Source organism: Amycolatopsis keratiniphila subsp. keratiniphila, assembly GCF_001620365.2.
Classification (GTDB): Bacteria; Actinomycetota; Actinomycetes; order Mycobacteriales; family Pseudonocardiaceae; genus Amycolatopsis; species Amycolatopsis keratiniphila.
In genome coordinates, this window is sequence record NZ_LQMT02000034.1 from 49,667 (window position 1) to 69,927 (window position 20,261).

At 69.3% G+C, this 20,261-nt stretch carries 19 protein-coding genes; 3 read left to right on the forward strand and 16 right to left on the reverse strand.

The window, feature by feature from the left end; translation table 11 throughout:
• Positions 1 to 5: 5 nt before the first annotated feature.
• Genes AVR91_RS32255 through AVR91_RS32310 form a run of 13 tightly spaced genes read right to left on the reverse strand, consistent with a single transcriptional unit; the run spans position 6 to position 12,252 of the window.
• On the reverse strand, positions 6 to 980 hold the full coding sequence (locus AVR91_RS32255) for an NADase-type glycan-binding domain-containing protein (protein ID WP_063274544.1): 975 nt from the start codon (positions 978 to 980) through the stop codon (positions 6 to 8).
• Between the two features lie 3 nt (positions 981 to 983).
• Positions 984 to 1,523: a phage tail protein gene (locus AVR91_RS32260; protein ID WP_063274545.1), complete on the reverse strand. Its 540-nt coding sequence runs from the start codon at positions 1,521 to 1,523 to the stop codon at positions 984 to 986.
• Positions 1,520 to 3,481, reverse strand: coding sequence for a putative baseplate assembly protein (locus AVR91_RS32265; protein ID WP_063274546.1), 1,962 nt, complete (start codon positions 3,479 to 3,481; stop codon positions 1,520 to 1,522). Before AVR91_RS32265 ends, AVR91_RS32260 begins: the two co-directional genes overlap by 4 nt.
• Positions 3,481 to 3,891 carry a GPW/gp25 family protein gene (locus AVR91_RS32270; RefSeq protein WP_016333598.1) on the reverse strand — a complete coding sequence of 137 codons (411 nt, stop codon included), beginning with the start codon at positions 3,889 to 3,891 and terminating at the stop codon, positions 3,481 to 3,483. Before AVR91_RS32270 ends, AVR91_RS32265 begins: the two co-directional genes overlap by 1 nt.
• A 1-nt stretch (position 3,892) precedes the next feature.
• Positions 3,893 to 4,174 (reverse strand): PAAR domain-containing protein, encoded by a 282-nt coding sequence (locus AVR91_RS32275; RefSeq protein ID WP_063274547.1) that lies wholly within the window; start codon positions 4,172 to 4,174, stop codon positions 3,893 to 3,895.
• Positions 4,175 to 4,185: 11 nt separating this feature from the next.
• On the reverse strand, positions 4,186 to 6,006 hold the full coding sequence (locus tag AVR91_RS32280) for a VgrG-related protein (RefSeq protein WP_063274548.1): 1,821 nt from the start codon (positions 6,004 to 6,006) through the stop codon (positions 4,186 to 4,188).
• Positions 5,999 to 6,763 carry a CIS tube protein gene (locus tag AVR91_RS32285; protein WP_063274549.1) on the reverse strand — a complete coding sequence of 255 codons (765 nt, stop codon included), beginning with the start codon at positions 6,761 to 6,763 and terminating at the stop codon, positions 5,999 to 6,001. The genes AVR91_RS32280 and AVR91_RS32285 overlap by 8 nt, the downstream gene beginning before the upstream one ends.
• Positions 6,764 to 6,765: 2 nt before the next feature.
• On the reverse strand, positions 6,766 to 7,212 hold the full coding sequence (locus tag AVR91_RS32290; protein ID WP_063274550.1) for a phage tail protein: 447 nt from the start codon (positions 7,210 to 7,212) through the stop codon (positions 6,766 to 6,768).
• Positions 7,213 to 7,223: 11 nt separating this feature from the next.
• Positions 7,224 to 9,644: a hypothetical protein gene (locus AVR91_RS32295; RefSeq protein ID WP_063274551.1), complete on the reverse strand. Its 2,421-nt coding sequence runs from the start codon at positions 9,642 to 9,644 to the stop codon at positions 7,224 to 7,226.
• Between the two features lie 7 nt (positions 9,645 to 9,651).
• Positions 9,652 to 9,810 carry a DUF6760 family protein gene (locus AVR91_RS42950; RefSeq protein WP_016333592.1) on the reverse strand — a complete coding sequence of 53 codons (159 nt, stop codon included), beginning with the start codon at positions 9,808 to 9,810 and terminating at the stop codon, positions 9,652 to 9,654.
• On the reverse strand, positions 9,807 to 10,247 hold the full coding sequence (locus AVR91_RS32300) for a hypothetical protein (RefSeq protein ID WP_063274552.1): 441 nt from the start codon (positions 10,245 to 10,247) through the stop codon (positions 9,807 to 9,809). The genes AVR91_RS42950 and AVR91_RS32300 overlap by 4 nt, the downstream gene beginning before the upstream one ends.
• A 4-nt stretch (positions 10,248 to 10,251) precedes the next feature.
• Entirely contained in the window at positions 10,252 to 10,695 is a 444-nt protein-coding gene (locus tag AVR91_RS32305; RefSeq protein WP_063274553.1) for a phage tail protein, read from the reverse strand.
• 15 nt (positions 10,696 to 10,710) lie between these two features.
• Positions 10,711 to 12,252, reverse strand: a complete 1,542-nt coding sequence (locus tag AVR91_RS32310; RefSeq protein WP_063274554.1) for a phage tail sheath family protein — start codon at positions 12,250 to 12,252, stop codon at positions 10,711 to 10,713.
• 189 nt (positions 12,253 to 12,441) lie between these two features.
• Between AVR91_RS32310 and AVR91_RS32315 the strand changes: the two genes are divergently transcribed.
• Positions 12,442 to 15,534 (forward strand): toxin C-terminal domain-containing protein, encoded by a 3,093-nt coding sequence (locus AVR91_RS32315; protein WP_063274555.1) that lies wholly within the window; start codon positions 12,442 to 12,444, stop codon positions 15,532 to 15,534.
• A complete protein-coding gene (locus AVR91_RS32320; RefSeq protein ID WP_063274556.1) occupies positions 15,534 to 16,043 on the forward strand; it encodes a hypothetical protein in 510 nt (169 codons plus the stop codon). Before AVR91_RS32315 ends, AVR91_RS32320 begins: the two co-directional genes overlap by 1 nt.
• A 22-nt stretch (positions 16,044 to 16,065) precedes the next feature.
• Here AVR91_RS32320 and AVR91_RS32325 read toward each other — a convergent pair whose 3' ends face one another.
• The 3 genes from AVR91_RS32325 to AVR91_RS32335 form a co-directional block, all read right to left on the reverse strand.
• Positions 16,066 to 16,803 carry an eCIS core domain-containing protein gene (locus AVR91_RS32325; protein ID WP_063274557.1) on the reverse strand — a complete coding sequence of 246 codons (738 nt, stop codon included), beginning with the start codon at positions 16,801 to 16,803 and terminating at the stop codon, positions 16,066 to 16,068.
• 112 nt (positions 16,804 to 16,915) lie between these two features.
• A complete protein-coding gene (locus tag AVR91_RS32330; RefSeq protein WP_063274558.1) occupies positions 16,916 to 18,904 on the reverse strand; it encodes an ATP-binding protein in 1,989 nt (662 codons plus the stop codon).
• A complete protein-coding gene (locus tag AVR91_RS32335) occupies positions 18,901 to 19,560 on the reverse strand; it encodes a DUF4255 domain-containing protein (protein WP_063274559.1) in 660 nt (219 codons plus the stop codon). The genes AVR91_RS32330 and AVR91_RS32335 overlap by 4 nt, the downstream gene beginning before the upstream one ends.
• A 137-nt stretch (positions 19,561 to 19,697) precedes the next feature.
• Here AVR91_RS32335 and AVR91_RS32340 point away from each other — a divergent pair, with 137 nt between their 5' ends.
• Positions 19,698 to 20,255 (forward strand): hypothetical protein, encoded by a 558-nt coding sequence (locus AVR91_RS32340; protein ID WP_063274560.1) that lies wholly within the window; start codon positions 19,698 to 19,700, stop codon positions 20,253 to 20,255.
• Positions 20,256 to 20,261: the final 6 nt, after the last annotated feature.

Here is a 20,261-nt window from a genome sequence, read left to right on the forward strand (position 1 = left end):
CTTCCTCAGCCGGCCTCGAACAGCTCGATCTCGGAGATCGCCACGTCCATGCCGTCCAGCGAGCGATGCAGCCCGACCACGTGCAGCTCGACACCCGTCGCACCCGCGCTGTTCTCGATCGGGATCTCCTGGGCGTCCGGCGTATCGGCCAGCACCATGTCGTAGGTCTTGCCGGTGGAGAACACGAGATGCAGGGTCTTCGGCCGGTGCGCGGCCTGGAAGTTCGCGCCGTTGCCGGAGTGCACGATCGCCTTCCGCAGATCCACTGGACGGTCGAAGGTGAACACCAGTACGGGTTCGCCCTGGCCGGCAGCCGCCCAGAAGGTGTTCTTCGCGTTGTCGCTGACCAGGCTCCCCGGATGGCCGGGCGACTGCGCGCTCGCGGTCACCTTGCTCGGGCGTACCGGGTTCAGCTTCGTCTCGAAGATCCCCGTCACCTGACTCCACAGGCCGACCGCGGCGGTGTTGATCGCTCCCCGGAACGGTTGGTACAGCGCGTAGATCAGCGCCGAGAGCACCAGCATCACCGCGATCACCCGCCGGACGGCCTTACCCACCTGGCGGCGCGCGGCACCGGCGCGGCCCACGCGACGGCGGACACCGTCCTTCCCCGGCCGCTCCCCCGCCTTGTGTTCCCGGGGGCCGCAGCGGAACAGTCGCCGCCACCACGACGTCTTCACGACCTCCGATTCGGCCAGCGACGCGCCGCAGCGGCCGCAGAAGTTGCGAGTGGGCACGTTGCCCTTGCCGCATCTGCCACAGATCAGGTCCCCCGGGTTGAGGACCTGCTCCTCGACCGTCCGCTGCTGCGGCTGCCGGACCGGCGCGAGCGGTTCGGCGGGCTGCACGACCTGGTGCTGGGCGACCGGCCGGCTCACCGCGACGGATTCCTCGTCGTCCCATTTCAGGTACCGCCCGCATTCGCCGCAGAACTCGACGTCGGCAGGCCCCTGATGCCCGCATTCCCGGTAGATGACCATCCGCTACCCCTCCACCACTTCCACCGTGACGCGCACGTGGGCGGGCACCGCGTCCACGACCGTCGCCGTCAGCCGCCGTTCGTCGATCCGGCTCCGATCGGGCACCCGCACGCGTACGTGGACCCACGGCGGCCCCGGATCCGGGAGCGGCGCTCCGGGCTCCGGCGACGCCACGACACCGCCGCTGTCGGTCACCTCGACCGCGCCACCGGTCAGCAGCCGCACGTGCTCGGCGAGCCCGCGCTGTGTGCCGCGCCACCGATGCAGTTCGACCGACCGGGTCACGAGTTCGCGCAGCCGGACCGGGCTCCAGCCTTCGTCGACCCGCAGCGCCACCCAATGCGCCAGCCAGCCGACGAAATCCTCCGGTGCCAGATTCGGGTCGAGGTAACCGGAAAAGTTGTCCAGCGTCACGAAAACCGGTGCGAGCACTTCGTCGAGCGCACCGGTGAAGCCCTGGACGAACCGGTCCTCGGCGTAGACCGAGGGCAGTTGCTCGCCGATCGGATGCGGGCTCGGCAGCCCGGGCACGGCCGCTCTCATCGGTCACTCTCCCGGACCCGGACCTGGTGCCCGAACGAGAACGCGAGCGCGTGGGGCGGCAGGTCGAGCCGGTCGACCTGCTCACCGCGTTCCCGCGTGACCGGGTTGGCCGCGAACAGGCGTACGTCCTCCACCATCTCGACCCCAGGAAGCCGTTGCAGCACCGCGAAAACCTCACCGGACTGCACCGGACGCCCGAACGGCCAGCCGTCGCCGTCCGGCCCGCCGGTGAGCGGGTTGAAGTAGTCGTAGAGCGCCTGCGTCGCCCGCGGGCCGAGGGTGCCGGGGCTGGTCCGGCGGCGCGACCGCAGCCGGGCGACGACCGTGACCCCGTGGTAGAACGGCGCTTCCACGGACACGAGGGCGCCGACACAGCGGCGTTCGTCCAGATAACGCTCGATCCGGGTCCGCATCCCGGGGTCGAGCATCAGCGTCGCGAACTTCAGCTCGCCGGTGTCGGGGACGGCGGGCACGACGAGGACGCGGATCGCGCCGGTCTCGCGGCCGTCAGGGCCGTGCGCAGGTACACAGCGCACCCTCGCCGCCTCGGGTGCCGCTTCGCGGGCGAGCTGTTCGTAGTCCTCGGCGGTGACGGCGCGGTCGCGGGTGCGCAGCAGCAGCGGGCCGCGGACCGCCGCGTCCCGCACCGACTCGCCGTCCACCCCGCCGGTCGCCGGCCGCCGGTTCACCACGCTGCTGACGAACGGGATCGGATCCCGTTGCACCTCCAGCACTTCACGGGCGACGTTCCCGCGCCGGCCGCCTCCCGCCCGGTACGACGGCACCCGGATCGCGGCGGCCTTGGCCGGAACGGCGCCGTAGTACCGGACGCCGCCCTCGGGCTGGCGCACGGCGGGACCGAACGCGATCTCACCGGCGACCCGGTCGAGCTGGACGTGCCGGTCGTCCGGGCCCGACTCGGCGAACGAGGACACCTCGGTCCATTCCTGCCAGCCGTCGGGACCGGACACCTCCACGATCAGCTCGTCCCCGCCGGCGACCACCGGACGCCTGCCGAGCGGGAACCGCTGCCCGGGCAGACCGTCGGAGGTGCCGACGATCTCGCCGTGCACGATCTCGGCGTGCACCGCGCCGACCGTGCCGCCGATGGTCGACACCTCGACCGAGCGCAGCCGCGGCGACCGCTGGAAGAACGGCTGGTTCTGCTTCGGTTCCGTCAAGCGGCAACGAATCCAGCCCGCGTGCCGCCCGGCGAGCACCGACGCCGTATGCCCCGGCGGCACGTGCAGCACGACGTCCCCGGGCCGGTTGAACGCGCCGGTGCTGTCCCGGTCGATCTCGCCGTCGGCCCAGCCGTGCCCGTCCCAGGCCTCCCACACCCACGGCGGGTCGTGCGGATCGACGCCCTGCCCCTCGACCTCGCAGTCCATCCGCAGCAGCACCGCGCAGCCGGGCACGGCGTCCGACAGTCCGAAGTAGACGGCGTCGCCGGGCGCGGGGTTTTCGGCGAAACACGCGGGTTCGCCGCCGACCAGCAGCCCGTCGGTGCGGTCGACCGGCGGCACACCGGGGTCCGCGTCACCGGTGGCCAGGCCCGTGAGCGAGCACGGCACGATCGTCAGCGTGCGCTCGACGGTGAACACGACGGGATCCTCGACCTCGTCGCGCACACTCGCGACCTGTTTCCCCGCGGAGACGACCACCGGGACGTCGCGTGCCGCGGAAAGCCAGAACGTCACGTCGGTACGCGCGGCGGTCGGCGCGAACAACCGCACGCCGATGAGATCGAGGAACCGCAGGTAGTGCAGGTCCGGCACCCGGTTGAGCCGGTAGAGCACCTGGTCGACCATCTGCGCGAAGGTCTCGATCAACGTCACGCCGGGGTCGGAGACGTTGTGATCCGTCCATTCCGGACAGTTGCGCTGGACGAGGTACTTGGCTTCGTCGACCAGGTCCTGGAAGCGACGGTCGTCGAGGTTGGGCATGGGCAGTGACATCACGCACCGTCCTCAGTGGACTCGTGCGGTGGGATGACGTAGAACGGGAACACCAGATTGCGCGGATCGTTGGTCCCGCGCAGGTGGTATTTGATGTCGATCAGCAACGTGCCGCGCTCGGCCTCGGAGAAGCCGACCACGACGTCGGTGAGCGTGATCCGCGGCTCCCACCGCTCCAGCGCGGTGCGCACCTCGTAGGCGATCTGCCCGGCGGTGGCCGAGTCCGCGGGCGCGAACACGAGATCGTGCACCGCGCAGCCGAACTCGGGCCGCATCGGCCGCTCGCCGGGGGCGGTGGCCAGGATCAACCGGATGCTCTCGACGACCTCGCGCTCCCCGCCGACCAGGGCGATCGACCCCGTCGCGTCGGTGCGCACCGGGAAAGCCAGCCCCCTGCCCAGGAAATCCATGTCACCCTCCGATCAGGACGGTCGGGCAGCCCAGGACGATCGGCGCGCCACAGGCGGCCATGTCACCCATGCGGGCCGCGGGCAGGCCGCCGATCAGCACCGTCGGGCAGCCCGGCGGCGCGATCGGCGTCGGCGGATGCACCGCGGGCGGCGGGAACGAGCAGGTGTGCGGCGTGCCGACGGTGGCGGCGGGCACCCCGCCGATGAGCACGGTCGGCACACCGGGCCCGACGATGACGCCCGGATGCCCGGTCGGGTCGCCGACCCTCGCGGCTGGTGGCATGCCCACTCCCCTCAGTTGATCTTGACCACGCCGCCGCGCACGGTCACGACACCGCTCGCGCTCAGCTCCGCCTGGCCCTGCCCCTTGACCGAAACCGTCGCGCCTTCGACGGTCACACCAGCCGTGCCCGAAAGCTTCAGGCTGCTGCGCGCCTCGACGGTCGCCTCGGTCGCCGACTGCACGGACACCTTCTGGCCCTTGAGCTCCAGCGGACCGCTGCCCGCGTCGATGCTCACCCCGTTCCGCGCCTTCACCGTGACGCCCTTGCCGCTGGTCACCTCGATCATCTGGTTCTTCTGGTCGAGCTTGACCACGAGCTTCCCGTCCCCGGACGCGACGACGATGCCGTCCTGTTCGGCGAATTCGAGCTTGTGCCCCTTGCGGGAGACGAAACCCCGCACGGCGATCTCACCGCTGTTGCCGTCGATCGGCGACGCGGTGAACTTCGGCACCGCGTCTACGCCGTTATACAACCCGCCGAGCACGTACGGCGCCTCGAAATCGCCTTGCTCGAAGCCGACGAGCACTTCGTCGCCGACCTCGGACATCACCATCGCGCCCCGCCCGTTCCCGGCACCGGGTTGCACCGTGCGCGCCCAGTTGCTGGTGAAGTTCTGATCCAGCCAGGGAAAGGTCAGCTTGACCCGGCCGAGCCCCGCCGGATCCTTGGCGTCGCTGACCACCGCGGGCACCACTCCTGGCCAAGCCGACGTCCTGGAGCCACCGGCGACCAGCCCGTAGAGAGAACGTTCCTGCCTGCCGGAGACGGCGAACTCGGTGGTGTAGCCGACTTCCGCGTTGAACAGGTGCCGGGTGCTGGTGAGCGTGTACTTGCCGGCGAACGGTTTGCCGACCCCGGTCAGCGTCACCGCCGCGCCCGCCCGGAGCTTCGGGTTGCCCTTGGCCACCCCGTCGAGTTCGGTGCAGGCGCCGCCGAGCCGTTCGGACAGCGCGACCGCCGCCGCCTTGGTCTCGGCCTGGGTCCGCCGCGGCGTATCCGCCGAGACGTACTTGGGGCTGGCGAACTTTTTCGCGAGCGAGACCGGGTCGACACCTTCGACCTCGGTTCCCGCGTTCTTCGGTTTCTCGGTTGCCGACAGGGGCTGCTTCCTGGTGATGTCCCAGCCGCGGGCCTCGACCTCGGGCACCTGCTCGGCCGCGGTGACACTGGCGCGCAGGCTGACCAGCGTCCGGTGTGCCTCCAGCACCAACGGATCGGTGTTGGCCTTCGCGGTGGTGGCGGGTGCGGCCGACGGCTTCTCCGTGAGGCGGAAGTTCAGCGCGCCCTCGCGCACGACGATCTGGGCGCCGACCGACTCCGCCAGCCGGGACAGGAAATCCCAGTCGCTGACGTTGTCCTGGCTGAATTGCGTATGCGGACGGCCGCCGACCCCGGGTACCGGATCGATCTTGCCGACCTTCAGCCCGGCGCGCTGCGTCACCTTGGTGACGACGTCCGCGAGGCTCATCCCCGGATAGACCGCGACCCGGCGGCCACGGAACAGCCGGTGCGCGTGGTCGTAGCCGCGGACTTCGGTGAAGGTGCCGATCCGGTCGAGGTCGATCGCGACCGCGGTGACCTCGCCGGAAAGCAGTTCCTGCGGGGCTTCGGGATCGGAGGTCTGCACCTTCAGCTTGATCGGCGCGCCGACGGTGAACTTCCCCTTGTCCAGCACCACGTGCCCGGAGTCGCGGAACCGCAGGACGAACATGTCCGGCAGGTTCCGGCTGTCGTCGACGTAGGCGTAGGAGAGCAGCGTCTTCACGTCGTCGGGAAGCGGGCCCCCGGCGACCTCGACGACGAGGTTGTTCGCGAAACTCTCGTTAGCCATCGAGTTCCTCCAGCGCCGGCACGAGCAACCGGGTGCCGGGCCGCAGCCGCATCGGGTCGTCGATGTCGTTGGCGTCGGCGATCTCGCGCCACTTCCCCGCGTCGCCGTAGGCACGGAACGCCACCGCCTGCAGGGAATCACCGGCGACGAACACGTGGGTGTCCCGTGCCGCCAGCGCACCCGAGGTGGGGTTCTGCCCGCTCAGTTCGCCGGAGATCTCTTCAAGGTTCACCGTGCAGACCGCGCGCACCGGGGTGCCCGACGGCGTGAACAGCGTGTACTTCGCGGTCACACTGGCGACGTACGCGGGGAAGCCGGTCATGCCGCCCCATTTGAAGATCACCCACGGCGGCGAACCCTTGCCGTGCTGGCGGCTTTCCTCCGTGGCGACACAGCAGGTGAAGAGCTGCTCGACCTTCTTGACGACGGCGTCGTCCATCTTGTCGGTGGCGTCGAGGAACATCTCCAGCGCGAGCTTGCACGGGTCCGAGCCCTTGAACTCGGGCGGTCCGCTCTTCTTCGCGTTGCGCTGCGGATCTCGGGCCCATTTGGCGTTCTTGGTGAGCGAGAGTTCCTTGGGGTTGAACTGGAACTTGATCTCGAACAGCTTCGCGCCGGGCTGCCCGGTGCCGCCGGACTGCGGGGGTTTGCGGACCTCCAGCAGTGCGCGCTGGAGGTTGTTCGGCGCCGGTTCGCCGGAGCCGTACGCCGCGGGCGGCTGGGATCCAGCGGAGGTGAACGTGACGGGTGAGGACATGGTTAGCCCTTCTTCGCCGGGCTGAGAAAGCCGTGATGGGCCAGTTCGAGCGTCTCGGTGGCGACCTTCGGCGAATCGGGCGAAAGCTGCGGACCGCTCCAGCGCACGGGGACGACACCCTCCAGCGACCAGCTGGCGATCACGGTGCCTTCGAGGGTGCGCGCTTCGATCGTCGCGGTCTTGCGCTCGATGCCGCCCGCCATACCGGCGAACCACTTCGTGATCTGCGAGCTGGCTTCGGTGACCGGGCGGGACAGTTTGATGTTGGAGTACTTGATCCGCGTCGGAAGCTGCCAGACCATCCCGTTGTTTCCGCCCTCTTCCCGCTGCTCCATGACGAACTCGCAACCCAGCCCGTCGCAACTGCTGAATGCGCCGAGGTTGCCGAGGTTCTTGTCGTCGAGCTTGACGACGTAACAAACGGCGACGGCTTCTTCCGCGTCCGGCATCGGCTTCTCCTTCAGTGCGGGCGATCGGTGAGCGCGCCGCGGCGCTCACGGTCGAGACGGAGTTCGGTCTTCAGCCGCCGCAGCAGCGGGTCGAAGAGCTTCTTGACGAGTTCCTCGGTCTCGGGCTGCGCGGCCGGTGCCGCCATCGCGGACACCGGCGCCGCGGGTGGCGGTGCGACGGGCTCCGGCGGTGGTGGCGTTTCCGGCTCGCGCTGGACGACCGGGGTTTCGGGCTGCCGCGGCACGACGACGGACGGCAGGTTGAGCACGAGACCATTGCTGTCGGGGGCGGCCTCGCCGGACACACTGCGTTGCACGGTCCGCGGGAAGTCCATTGTGGATCGTGGTTCGGCGGTTCTCGCTACGGGAAGCGTCGTCGTCGGCTGATGGGATTTCAGTTGAACGACCGCCTTGGCCGTTCGCGTCTCTGGCACGACCCGGGCGGACGGCAGCGGGCTCTCGATCACGCGGGACACGGGTGGTTCCGGTAGCGGGGCCACTCCGTGATCGATCCTCAAGGCGGTCAGCGTCGGACGCTGGTTAGCCACCACCGGTGCGGACGAGGTCGCGGCCGGGCCGTCGACGACTCGTGCCACCGGCAGTGGTGACGTCGAGATCACCGGTGCCGGTGGCGCGCTCCCCGAGCCGCCCGGCGTTCCGGGTGGCCCGGGGATTCCGGTTGTCCCGGACCGGATTCGTGGTGGTCCGGGCGAGTGGAAGGTGGTGCCGGGCGAAGAGCGCGACGAGGTGACCGTCGGCAGGCTGGGCGGCGGTTCGACCGCCCGGGAGACCGGGAGCAGCGTGTTCTCGAGGGTTGCCAGCGGCTCGCGTGGCGATTCGTCGCGCAGGCGCTGCACCGGCCGCGGCTCATCTCGCAGGCGCTGTACTGGCCTTTGAACCGGTGTCGGTCCCCCTGGTGATTCATCCCGCGAGCGCCGCACCGGTCGCTGAACCGATGGCGGCTCTCCCTGCGCCACGTCCCGCAGGCGCTGCACGCGTCGCCGAACCGACGGCGGCTCGTCCTGCAAGGTTCGCCGAACCGACGGCCGCTCCCCCGGCGACTCATCCGGCAAGCCCTGTACCGGCGCCGACTCCACAGGCGGCTCGTCCCGCAAGCGCTGCACCGGCGCCGACTCCACCGGCGATTCATCCCGCAGGCGCTGCACCGGCCGCTGAACCGACACCATGTCATCCCGCACACGCTGCACCGGCGCCGAATCCCCAAGCGACGCATCCCGCAACCGATCCACCGGCCGCCGAACCGGCACCACCTCATCCTGCACACGCTGCACCGGCTCCCGAGCCGGACCCCCGGCCCGCGACACATCCCGGCGTTCCGGTGACGGAAGCCCCCGAGCCGATTCGACGACCGAACTCTGCACGGCCACTGGCAGGGAGGCCCGGGACTCGGACGGCGTCTCCACCGACATGGCCGGAGGTTTCGACTCCGCCCCAGCCATCCGGGCCACCGGCCGCGGCGCCTCGTCCGGCACCGAGCCGGCCGGAACGGTGGGCAGCACCGAAGTCTCGACGTCGCCCGCCAGCGGTGCCTCCACCTCGGCGATGTCGTCTTCGGACACCACCGGCGCCTCGGCCTGGACCGGGTCCGGCAGGATCGGCGCACCCAGCCCGAGCCGCCGCGGCGCCGCCTCGGCCTGCTCCGTCCGCTGGACGACCGGTAGCGAAGGCTCGACCGGCCGAGGGGTCGCCACCTCCGCGGCGAGCGGGACCGGCACGTTCTCAACGCCGACCGGTTCGGGCTCCGGCGCCATCGGGCTGGGGCCAGGTGCGAGCGCGGAAGCAGGCTCCGGCGCCGGGAGCGGAGCACCTGGCGTCTCCGAGCGGATCGCCTGGACCGTCCGCACCGGCGGGCGCGCCGAGACCACCGACGGGCCGGCGGACGTCAACGGCATCGGTGGCCGGTCGGCTTCACGCGACGACGCCGCGAGGGCCGGCAGCACGAGCACGGCCGTCGGCTCCACCGCGGCCGTCGGCTCGAAAGCCCGCGCCGGCTCGTCGTGCGCGACCGCGGACACCGGTGCATCCGGTTCGGTAGTGACACTTACCGGGGTGTCCGGCTCGGCGGCACGCTGCACCGACGTTCCCCAAAGGCGTGACAGCACGCCACGTTTGCGGGCAGACCGCTGCACCACCGGCATGTCCGGTGGTGGCACCGGCGCCCGCGCGAGACCGTCGATGACCCCCGAGGGCTCCGCCGGGCCGACCAGGTGGCCCAACGGCTCCAGGTAGGCCGGGCTCCGCCAGGACGCCAGCGAGGAACTGAACCGCTGTACCGGATTGATCAACGGATGCCCGGCGACGACGCGCTGAATGGGCGGCAGGCTTCGCCACTCGGCACGGGTCACCGGCAGCGTGGCCGGTGACGGCCCGTCCGGGGGCGTGCCCGGCTCCTTCCTGCGCCACGTCCACATCGAAGCGTCACCGTCCCTCGCTCATCCGAGTGTTGATCCGGGCGATCTCGGCGACGTAGGTCAACCGGTCGTGGTGTTCGAGGTCGAGGATGTCGTCGAGCGACCAGTGCAGGTGATAGGCGACGTACGCGACTTCCTCGTGCAGCCGTCCGGCCGCGTACGTCACGATTCCCCCAGGCGGCCGCCGGCGACGTCGACGACGAACTCGTGGCCGCACTCCGGGCAGCCGACACCCGCCCGCGTATGGCCTTCGCTGTTGATCCGCCGGTACATGTCCTGCAGGAACGCCAGATCCGAAGCGAACAGGTTCTCGATGACGCCGGCGTGCACATCGGTGACGTCGCCGATCCGGGTGATCACCCTCGCCAGCAGCACCACCGTGAGGAACGCCGAGTTCTCGCGCACCCGGTCGTCCCGCAACGGGACGAGCTCGTCCCGCGCGGTCGCCAGCCGCATCACGCCGGAGTGATGCACGTTCCCCGCGTCGTCGACGTAGCCGCGCGGGAGTTCGAACGCGAACTCGGTCCGCAACTTCGGCCGCGCCTGTTCTTCCGGCACGACAGGAGCTTCTTCGGCCGGCGCCGACGCCATCACCCTGCGCATGGGCTCACTCGACTTCCATCTGCTCGTAGGTGACGACGAGCTTTTCGGTGAGCACGCTGGTGTCGCCCGCCTTCAGCGCGCCGATCTCCAGGCTCTTCGGCCACGCGTTGGTGAGCTTGTAGCGTTTGATCGGGGCGCCTTCGTAGTCGTAGACGATGATCGCGCCGCCCTTGCGAGCGGAACCCATTTTGCCGAAGTGCGCGTCCTTGACCCATTTCTCGAAGCTGTTGTCTTCGGTCAGACCGCGGCTCAGCGTCACCTCGCCCGCTTTCGGGCGACCGGGGAGCTTCTTGATGACGTACTTGCCGTCCACGGTGTTCTGTTTGAGCTCGATGACGTCCTGCTCCATCTTCAGTCCGGAGACCTCGGAGATCTGCTTGATCTGAACGCCGTCGATCTCGAGCCCGAAGGAGCAGCCGACGGCCTTGTCAAGATCGGGAAGTGCCATTTCGGAGCCCTTTCACTATTCGTTGACCAGGCTGGTGCCGCCGGACATCTGGGCCAGCCGGAAGATCACGAACTCCGCCGGTTTGACCGGCGCGATGCCCACTTCGCAGATCACCTGGCCGAGGTCGATGCCCTCGGCCGGGTTCGTCTCCCGGTCGCATTTCACGAAGAAGGCCTCGTCGGGCGTGAGGCCGAAGAGCGCGCCCTTTCGCCACTCCATCACCAGGAAAGCGCTGATCGTGCGCCGGATGCGGGCCCACAACGCGTCGTCGTTCGGCTCGAACACGACCCACTGGGTGCCGTTGAGGATCGATTCCTCGAGATAGTTGAACAGCCTCCGCACGTTGAGGTAGCGCCACGCGGGGTCGCTCGACAACGTGCGCGCTCCCCAGATCCGGATCCCCTTGCCCGCGAAGGAGCGCACGCAGTTCACGCCGATCGGGTTGAGCAGTTCCTGCTCCGCCTTGGTCAGATGCGTTTCGAGCGCCAGCACGCCGCGGACGACCTCGTTCGCCGGTGCCTTGTGGACACCGCGGGTCGCGTCGGTGCGCGCCCACACACCCGCCATGTACCCGCTCGGCGGCACGTAGGTGTTGGTCCCGCTGGCGGCGTCGAGCACCTGCACCCACGGGTAGTACAACGCCGCGTACTTCGAGTCGTACCCGGCCTGGTCCATCCGCCAGGAGCGGACCTCCTGCGGGTTGAGCCCGGGCGGCGGGTCGACGATCGCCATCCGGTCGCCCATCAGCTCGCAGTGCGCGATCATCGCCAGCTGCACGGCCTTGACCCCGTCGAGGTCGATCAGGTCGCGCTGGTGGGCGGCCATCAGATCCGGTACCGCGACCATGGTGATCTCGTCGATCGCCTCCAGTCCACCGAAACCGGTGCGATCGGCGACGTCGCCGACGTAGTCGTCGGCCGCGATGCGACGCGGGACCGGCGGCGGCTGCGGCGGCTCGGTGAGCACCGCGGTGCCACGGTCCGGCTTCGCCACCGCGCCACCGGTCGCGAGCTCTTCGATCGTGATGAAGCTGGACTTCTCGCGCACCAGCGTGACGACGTTCTCCTTGGTGCGCTTGGTGGTCACGTTGTGGGTCTCGACGACCTTGCCGTCCTTCTTGACGAGCACGGTGAACCGGTCGTCGCCGGGGTTCTCACCCGTCGGTTCGGCGACCTCGACGGTGAGCTCTCCCGGTTGTCCACCGCTCGTGAGCTCTTTCGCGACGAATCGGTAGCCACCGAGCACGGCCTGGCGTGTCGCCGCCTTCGACGTCTCACCGTTCTCCTGGCCCCGCGGACCGCCGATACGGACGATGTAGCAGTTGGCGCCGCCGTTGAGGAAATAGCCGTAGACCGACTGGGCCAGATAGCAGCCTTCGACGAAGTCGCCGAAGGTCTGGGTGAACTGGGTCCAGTTGGACACCAGGGTGGGCGTGTTGAAGGGTCCGTCCGCCGCGAAGCCGACGAAGGCGGCGACGGCGGTGCCCACACCCTCGATCGGCCGGGCGCCGGCCTCGATCTCCTCGACGTACACACCCGGCGTGAGATAGGTGGGCATGCGTGCCTCCCCTTTTCGGCGCACTCGCTGACATCGGCGATGCTCCTGGGTGAGCGTTCGCGGCGAAACGACCAAGCGGCTAGGTCCGCGGGAACCAATCTCTGCCCGAAAAGGCAGCTGCCCGTTCGGGCAGCGGTGCCCGCCCCTCCGGCTGTTGGCAACCGGCCCGGCGAAGCCGAAAGTGGAGGCATGCCGGCGGGCCGGGACAAGGCGACACAGGCCCCGGCCGCGCAACCCGCGCGGCCGGTCAAGCCCGCGCGCCGGGCCACCCCGCCCGCGCTGCTGCGGTTGCAGGCCGCCGCGGGGAACGCGGCGGTGGCCCGCCTCGTCGGTTTGCAGCGCAGCAGCTGTCCCGCTCCCCCGGTCGCGCCGACCGGCGTGACACCCGCGTCGGACCCGAAGTTCGGTTCGCTCAAGAAGGACGTCAGTGGGCAGGCGAAGGCGGCCAAGGCACATCCGCCGGCGTCCGCGGAGGTCAAGAAGGCGCAGGACGCCGCCGTCGCACCCGCCGACGACAAGGAAGCCCAAGCCAAGGCGGCGCAGGCCGACAAGATGGCCGCCGCCAAACCGGCGGGATTCGACAAGGCCGCCTTCGTCGCCGCGGTGAACGCCGCCGTCGCCAAACAGGCGCCGAAGAATCTCGACGAGGCCGACAAGTTCGCCTCGTCCGGCAAGGCGGACCAGATCAAGTCCGAAGTGATGGGCAAGGTCACCAGCGGCAAGGACGCTTCCGCCAAGGACGTCACCGACCGCACCAAGGAAGCGCCGGACACCAGCAGGGCCACGGAAAAGCCGGTGAAGCCGCTACCGGAAACCCCGCCGCCGCCCGCGTTGTCCCCGCCGGACCCCCGCAAGGCCACTCCGGACAAGGCCCCGCCCGCCCAAACCGACCTTCGCGCCGACCAATGCGAAACCCACGGCAAGATGGCCGAGGCCGGGGTCACCGACCAGCAGCTGGCGCAGTCCAACGAGCCCGAATTCACCGGCGCGCTCGCGGCGAAACAGGAAGGCGAACAGCACACGGCGTCGGCGCCCGCGGCGGTCCGCGAGTCGGAGGCGGGCCGATTGGCCGCCGTCACCGGTGCGGCGCAGGCGTCCGGGCAGGCCGCGATGGCGGGGATGACCGGCGCGCGGTCGTCGTCCGGGCAACGCGGACAGGCGGCGAAGTCGGCCACGAAGGCCAAGGACGAGCAGGACCGGGCGCGGATCACCGCGGAGATCAAGGCGATCTTCGAAGAGACGAAGACGAAGGTCGAGGGGGTCCTCGGCGCCCTCGACGACCAGGTGGCCAAACGGTTCGAGACCGGCGAAGCGGCGGCGAAGGCCGCGTTCACGGCCGACCACCAGGCCCGGATGAAGAAGTACAAGGACGAACGCTACGACGGCGTCACCGGCGCGGCCCGCTGGAGCTACGATCTGTTCGCCGGCCTGCCCGCCGAGGCGAACAACCTCTTCCTGGAGGCCAAGAAGGTCTACGAGTCGAAGATGCAGGGCGTCATCGGTGAGATCGCCGATTTCGTCGGGCAGCAGCTGACCGAAGCGAAACGGTTGATCGCCGAAGGCCGCGAGCGAGTTCGGCAAAAGGTCGACTCGCAGTCCCCCGCCCTGCGCAAGATCGCGGGCGAGGCCGCCAAGGAGTTCGGCAGCCAGTTCGACGAACTCGAGAACTCCGTCGACGAGAAGCAGCAGTCGCTGGTCGAGGACCTGGCACAGAAGTACAGCGAGGCCCGCAACGCCGTCGACGAGGAGATCAAGGCGCTGCAGGCGGAGAACAAAGGCCTGTGGGACAAGGCGAAGGAGGCGATCGGCGGCGCGATCGACACGATCCTCAAGCTGAAGGACATGCTGCTGAGCGTGCTGGCGCGGGCGGCGAACGCGGTCGGCCTGATCATCGCCAAACCGATCGAGTTCCTCGGCAACCTGGTCAACGCGGTCAAGACCGGCGTCGTGAACTTCGGCGCGAACATCGTGCAGCATCTCAAGGACGGCCTGAAGGCCTGGCTGCTCGGAAACCTGGCCAGCGCGGGTATCGAGATCCCGGAAACGCTGGACGCCAAGGGCATCCTGAAGATGATCATGTCGCTCCTCGGCCTCACCTGGGCGAGCGTTCGCGCGCGGATCCTCCGCTTCATCCCGGAACCCGTGCTCGCCAAGCTGGAGCAGACGTTGGAGGTGGTCAAGATCCTCATCACCGAAGGCGTGCCGGGGCTCTGGCGCTGGGTGGTCGAGAAACTGGGCGACCTCAAGGAACTGGTGCTGGGCCGGATCAAGGAATTCGTGATCGAGAAGATCGTCAAAGCGGGGATCACCTGGATCATCTCGATGCTCAACCCGGCGGCCGCGTTCATCAAGGCCTGCAAGGCGATCTACGACATCGTCATGTTCTTCGTCGACAAGGCCGCGCAGATCAAGGAGTTCGTCTCGTCGGTGCTGGACTCGGTCGAGTCGATCGCCCGCGGCGGAGCGGGCGCGGTGGCGGGGCTGATCGAGCGCACGCTGGCGAAGGCGCTGCCGATGGTGCTCGGGTTCCTGGCGAGCCTGCTCGGGCTGGGCGGGATCTCGGAGAAGATCAAGTCGATCCTGGAGAAGGTCCAGGCCCCGGTCGGCAAGGTGATCGACACGGTGGTCGGGACGATCGTCAAGGCCGGGAAGAAGATCTGGTCGAAGCTGAAGGGCAAGAAGGAGGACAAACCTCAAACCACGGGCGCTCCTGTGGTCAAGACCCTTTCCATGCGCGGCCACAGCCACACTGTCACCTTCAAGCCCGACGCCGCAGTCACCATGGCGAGCAGCGAAGGCGGTCTCATCGCCAAGGTACTCGCCCGCCAGAGCGCCATCAAGAACGACGACCCCAAACCGGTCGCGGAACTGGCGGCGCTCCAGGACATACTCGACAAGGCTCGCCGAAGCCAGGAGCTGTTCCGAAAGAAAGGCGTCGACGACCCTGGCTTCAGCCGATCATGCGAAGAGGTCATCGTCGCGATCTCCAGCTACGGCCAGAACTTCAACAAGGAGGACATCGATCCCAAACCGAAATCGGAGGACGAAAAGGGGCGCTGGGAGCAATGGGATTCCATGGCCAAAGCACTCGGCTTCCAGACGACCAACTACAAGTCACACGGCGCCCCTGTCTACCGCCAAGGCAGCAACCGGTATATTACGCCTGACGTCGACTCCCACATCGGAGGGGTATGGAAGATGGCCACCAGCGTGATCAACCTCGGTTCGAAACGGACTCGCATGGGAACCTACGACGCAAATCTGAAGAAAATCGGCGACTGATGCCGGACCATCAATGGCGGATCACGAAGTATGACCCCGCACTGCGCTCCGATTCCGGACGATTCACAGGGAACACGTGGACGAGCGTCTGGGACATCGGAAAGTCTTTCGACGGCAAGCTCACCGTCGAAGAGTACCTGCGAGTCGAATCCGCTTATGCCAAGAGCGCCGCTTCTTTTTCGGTCGAAAGCAGCGCCTTCCAGGTCACGATCGCCGATTTCGAGGTCTCCACCTCAAACCAGGCCGAGCTAACCGCACTTGGCCTACCCGAGATTCCATGGCAACCCCCGGAAGAGGGTTCCATAATTCCTGTGAACAGAATTCAGGACCTTGTCCGAATCGCACTTCGCGAGATCGCCTGGTTCAAGATCCAGACACACTCCTTCTTCATCCACTTCGGACACGACTTCTACATGTACATCGGCAGCGACACGGCGTGTGACAGCTCCCGAGATCTGGCCCGGCTCCACGGACTCTTCGTCGAGGACTTCAGGTCGCCCTATTCGTAGCAGATGACCGCCAGTCCGGACGCTAAGCCTCTTCTTCGGTCTCTTCCTCGCGCTGCACGTACGTCTGCGCCATCTTCTCCTCTTCGCCTTCGTCGGCTTCAGGAGCTTCCTCACGCTGGACAGCGGCAGAATCCTCGGCGGAGTGCCCGCCGTCCTCACACCGCTGGACGGCGGGGGTCGGCGCGGGTGCCGACATCAGCCGGTCGGCGTTCGCGACGGCCTCGCGCTCGAACCGATCCGAGGGATCCGAAACCTTCACGCCGCCACCCGCGTCCGTGCCGTCGACCGGGCCACTGCGCTGCTGGACGACATGCGTCAGCTCGTGCGCGAGCATATGCTTGCCCGAATCCGAACCGGGGTCGTACTTGTCCCGCTGGAACACGATGTTCGACCCCACCGTGTAGGCCTGCGCGTTGACGGATTTCGCCGATTCGTGCGCGGCGCCGTCGGTGTGCACCCGGACGTCGCCGAAGTCGTGCCCGAAGCGGCCTTCCATGTCCGCACGCGTCGCGGCGTCCAACGGCGCGCCGCCGCCGGAGCCGACGACGTCGTGCACCGGCGAACGTTCTTCTTCGACCAGCGTGTTCACACCCGCGTTTCCCACGGCGCGCTGCAGGTCCAGCAGGCCGGCGGGGCCGAGGACGTCGGTGCGCCCGGCCGCGGCGGCGCGGCCCAGCAGGCCGCCCTCGTCCCGGTCTGTCCGGTCGCCCTTCGGCCGCAGGCTCGGTTCAAGGTCGTTGTCGTGACTGTGCCCGCGCATGGTCCGCTCCCTCGGTCGCTACGCCGCCCGTCCAGCTTGCGCCGTCACCGCGCCGTGCGCCAGGCTGCGACGCACGGCCGGAAGGGCGGCATCGGCTGCCCGAACGGGCAGGTCAGCCCTCGGTCACCAGCGCCAGGTACGGCCCGAACTCGCGGTCCAGGCAGAGTCTGCCCAGCTTGCGGTACTCCCTCGCGACCGCGCCGACCAGATCCGTCATCGCCACCGGACGGCCTGCCTCCGCGGCCAGATACGCGCCGGTCACCGCGGCCGAGCGGATGTGCCCGCCTGCCAGCTCGAAGGCCTCGGCGAGGAACCCGAGGTCCAGGTCGCCGGCGCGGGGCATCCGGGTGCCGAGGCAGCGGTCCCACAGCTGACGCCGCAGTTCGACGTCCGGCAACGGGAAGTCCACGATCACGTCCAGCCGCCGGGTGAAAGCCTCGTCGAGGTTCGCTCGCAGGTTGGTCGCCAGCACGGCGATGCCGTCGAAGGTTTCCATCCGCTGCAGCAGATAGGCGCTCTCGATGTTCGCGTACCGGTCGTGCGCGTCCCGCACCTCGGACCGTTTGCCGAAGATCGCGTCCGCCTCGTCGAACAGCAGCACGCCGTTGACGCCGGCGGCCTCGGTGAAGATCCGTTCCAGGTTCTTCTCCGTCTCGCCGACGTACTTGTCGACCACCGTCGCCAGGTTCACGGTGTAGAGATCCAGTCCCAGCGAGGCGGCGATGACCTCGGCCGACATCGTCTTCCCCGTCCCCGAATCCCCGGCGAAAAGCCCCGTCACGCCCCGGCCGCGGCCGCCGCCCGGCCGCATCCGCCACTCGTCGAGCACCTGGTCCCGGTAGCGTGCCCGGGCAGCCAGTTCGTCCAAAAGGGACAGTACGCCCGCGGGCAGCACGAGGTCGTTCCAGCCGACCACGGGTTCGATCCGCCGGGCGAGCCGCTGCAGACCGGCCGCGTTCTGGCTCCGCGCGCCCGCGCGCAGATGGGACGTCCGCACCGGCCCGCCGTCGGCGAGCGCCGTCACCGACGCCGCCTTCGCCGCGCGGGCGATCTGCCCCGGTCCCAGCACGAAATGCGCGGTCGCCTCCCCCGGATCGACATCCGGCGCGAGCACCCCGTCGAGATGGCTGCGCCAAAGATTCACCCGGCTCGCCGCGGGCAGGGGGAAGGCGTCCAGCTGCAGCGGCGGGGTCGCGCTCCATCGGGGATCCCAGGCCCCGGTGCCGTGCACGACGAACGGGACCGCCGGATGAGCGAGCGTCTCCAGGCGCGGCGAGTCGTCGACCGGGCCCAGCACCAGCCCCGCACCGCGCAGCAACGCCTCCCGCACCAGCGAGCCGGTGAGTTCGCCGTGCCGGGACTCCGCCTGCCATCGTGCCGCGTCGACCACGAGCGCGGGGAAGCCTGCCTCGGTCAGCGCCGCGACCCCGAGTTCTTCGGCGCCGCCGCCGGGATGCTCCCTCAGATAGACCAGCCCGACCTGCCCTCGGATCGCCCGGGCGAGCCGATCGGCACCGGCCACGTCGGTGGACTTCGTGCCGAGGCGTGCGCACCCGGCGAGTTCCGGGGCGAGCCGGTCGTCGCCCAGGAGGTGGTTCACCACCCGGTCGGGCACCCGGAGCGTGCGTGACAGGAAGGGGCGTTCCTCCTCTTCCATGGCGAGCAGGCCGCAGGTGATCAGCGGGGCGTCGGCGTCGAGGCGCGCCCGGCCGGTGGCCGACGCCTCGGGGACACCGCAGAGGCGCAAGGCCAAGCCCGCCGTCGCCCGCCGGCGGGTCACGTCGTCGTTGAGGTAGCCGTAGAACTGCTCGAACCGGCTGTCGAGGTCGGGCGCGAGCGCGACGAGCAGCAGTTCGACGTCGACGCCGGTGAGTCCCGCGCGGTCCGCCAGCGGGTGCAGGCGGCCGCCCGGCACGGAGTCCGTGAACGGCGGGAACGGCTCGCGGTGGCCCTCCAGCAGCGCGTCGATCGTCTCGTTCGACAGGTACAGCCCGCGGAAAGGGTCGTCGGGGTTCGGGTCGGCGGCCCGGCGGCTGTCGACCGCGTCCCGGATCCGCTGTTCGAGCCGCGCCAGCCGCTCGAACAGGTACTCCAGGCTCATCGGGACTTCCGATGGGTGCGCGCCATCGCGACCCGGCGCTGCCCCTCGACCGCCCCGCTCTCCACCACCTGGTGGCCGATCAGCCGGTCGTCGCCGGTGTCGAGCTTCAGGCCTTCCTCCGGCGGCCGTTCGGCGGGGTACACGCGTCCACTGTGGACCGGCGCGGAGATGACGACGTCCAGCGACGGTTTCAGCTCGCCGCCCAAGGCGGTCCAGACGTCGGCGAAGGCGCGGTCCTCGGGCGGCGGCAAGGCGACCGTCATCGGCACCGGCAGGCCCATCTCGGCCAGCGACCCGGTGAGCGCCGACTCCGGGACGGCGTCGTGGGCGAGCAGGCCGAGCAGCAGGTCGGACAGCACGCGGTGCTCGTCTTCCGGACGCTGCGTCCACGCGGTGACCAGATAGGACAGCTTGATGTGCCGGGGCGGCAGGTGCCGCGCCGAGACCTTGCCGAGCTGGTCGTACTCGTTGAGCAGGCCCCGCGAGCGGCGTCGAAGGTCCTCGCGTACGTCGTAGAGATAGACGTTCACCGTGGGGGCGTTGCGCCGCGACGCCCATTCCTTGTTGGGCGCGTCGAACGCGACGTCGATCTCGCTGCCGCGCCGGGTCTCGCCTCGTACCAGCCGCCGCAGCGCCTCGTCGACCTCATGGATCACCGCGGACCTCCTCGGACGGGCGGTCATCCCACGATGCTCGGGGCGACGCCGGGCGACCACCCGCGCAGTGGCAGACCTTCGGGTACGCCGGGCTGCCCATACGGGCAACGGGGCCACCGTCGGTTACGCTGCCGGGCGTGCCCCAACAGACATGGTCACCCGCTCCAGGGACACCCGTGGTCGAGTACCGGTCCAGTCGATGGTTGTTCATCGGCGGACTGGCCATGCTGGTCTTCTTCGGACTGGCCGCCCTCTTCCCGGAAGCCGGGGGCTCCTCGTCGTCGCGCAGGATCAAGATGCCCGAGGAACCCGCGGCCTTCATCTTCGGCGCGCTCGCGGTGGGCGGTCTGCTGACGGCGATCGGCTCGGTCCCCCACATGATCCGCTTCGCGGCCGACGAACGTGGTCTGTGGTGGCGAGCCGGTCGCAAATCCGATCTGATCGAATGGGACGAGGTGCGTGCGGTGCGCGGCCAGGAACCGCGCCCGCGGCCCCAGGGCGACCCGAACGCGAAGGTCATCCTGTCGGCCCTGGTGTTCACCACCAAGGACCCGTTTTTCGAAAGCCGCCACGCGAAACTGTTCACGCGCCCGTCCACTCCCGGTCCCGAGGTGGAACTGAGACTGCCGAACAGCACCATCGTGCGGCAGCTGACCCAGGAGATCGCGAGAGTCCGGCCGGACCTGGTCACCTAGCATCGC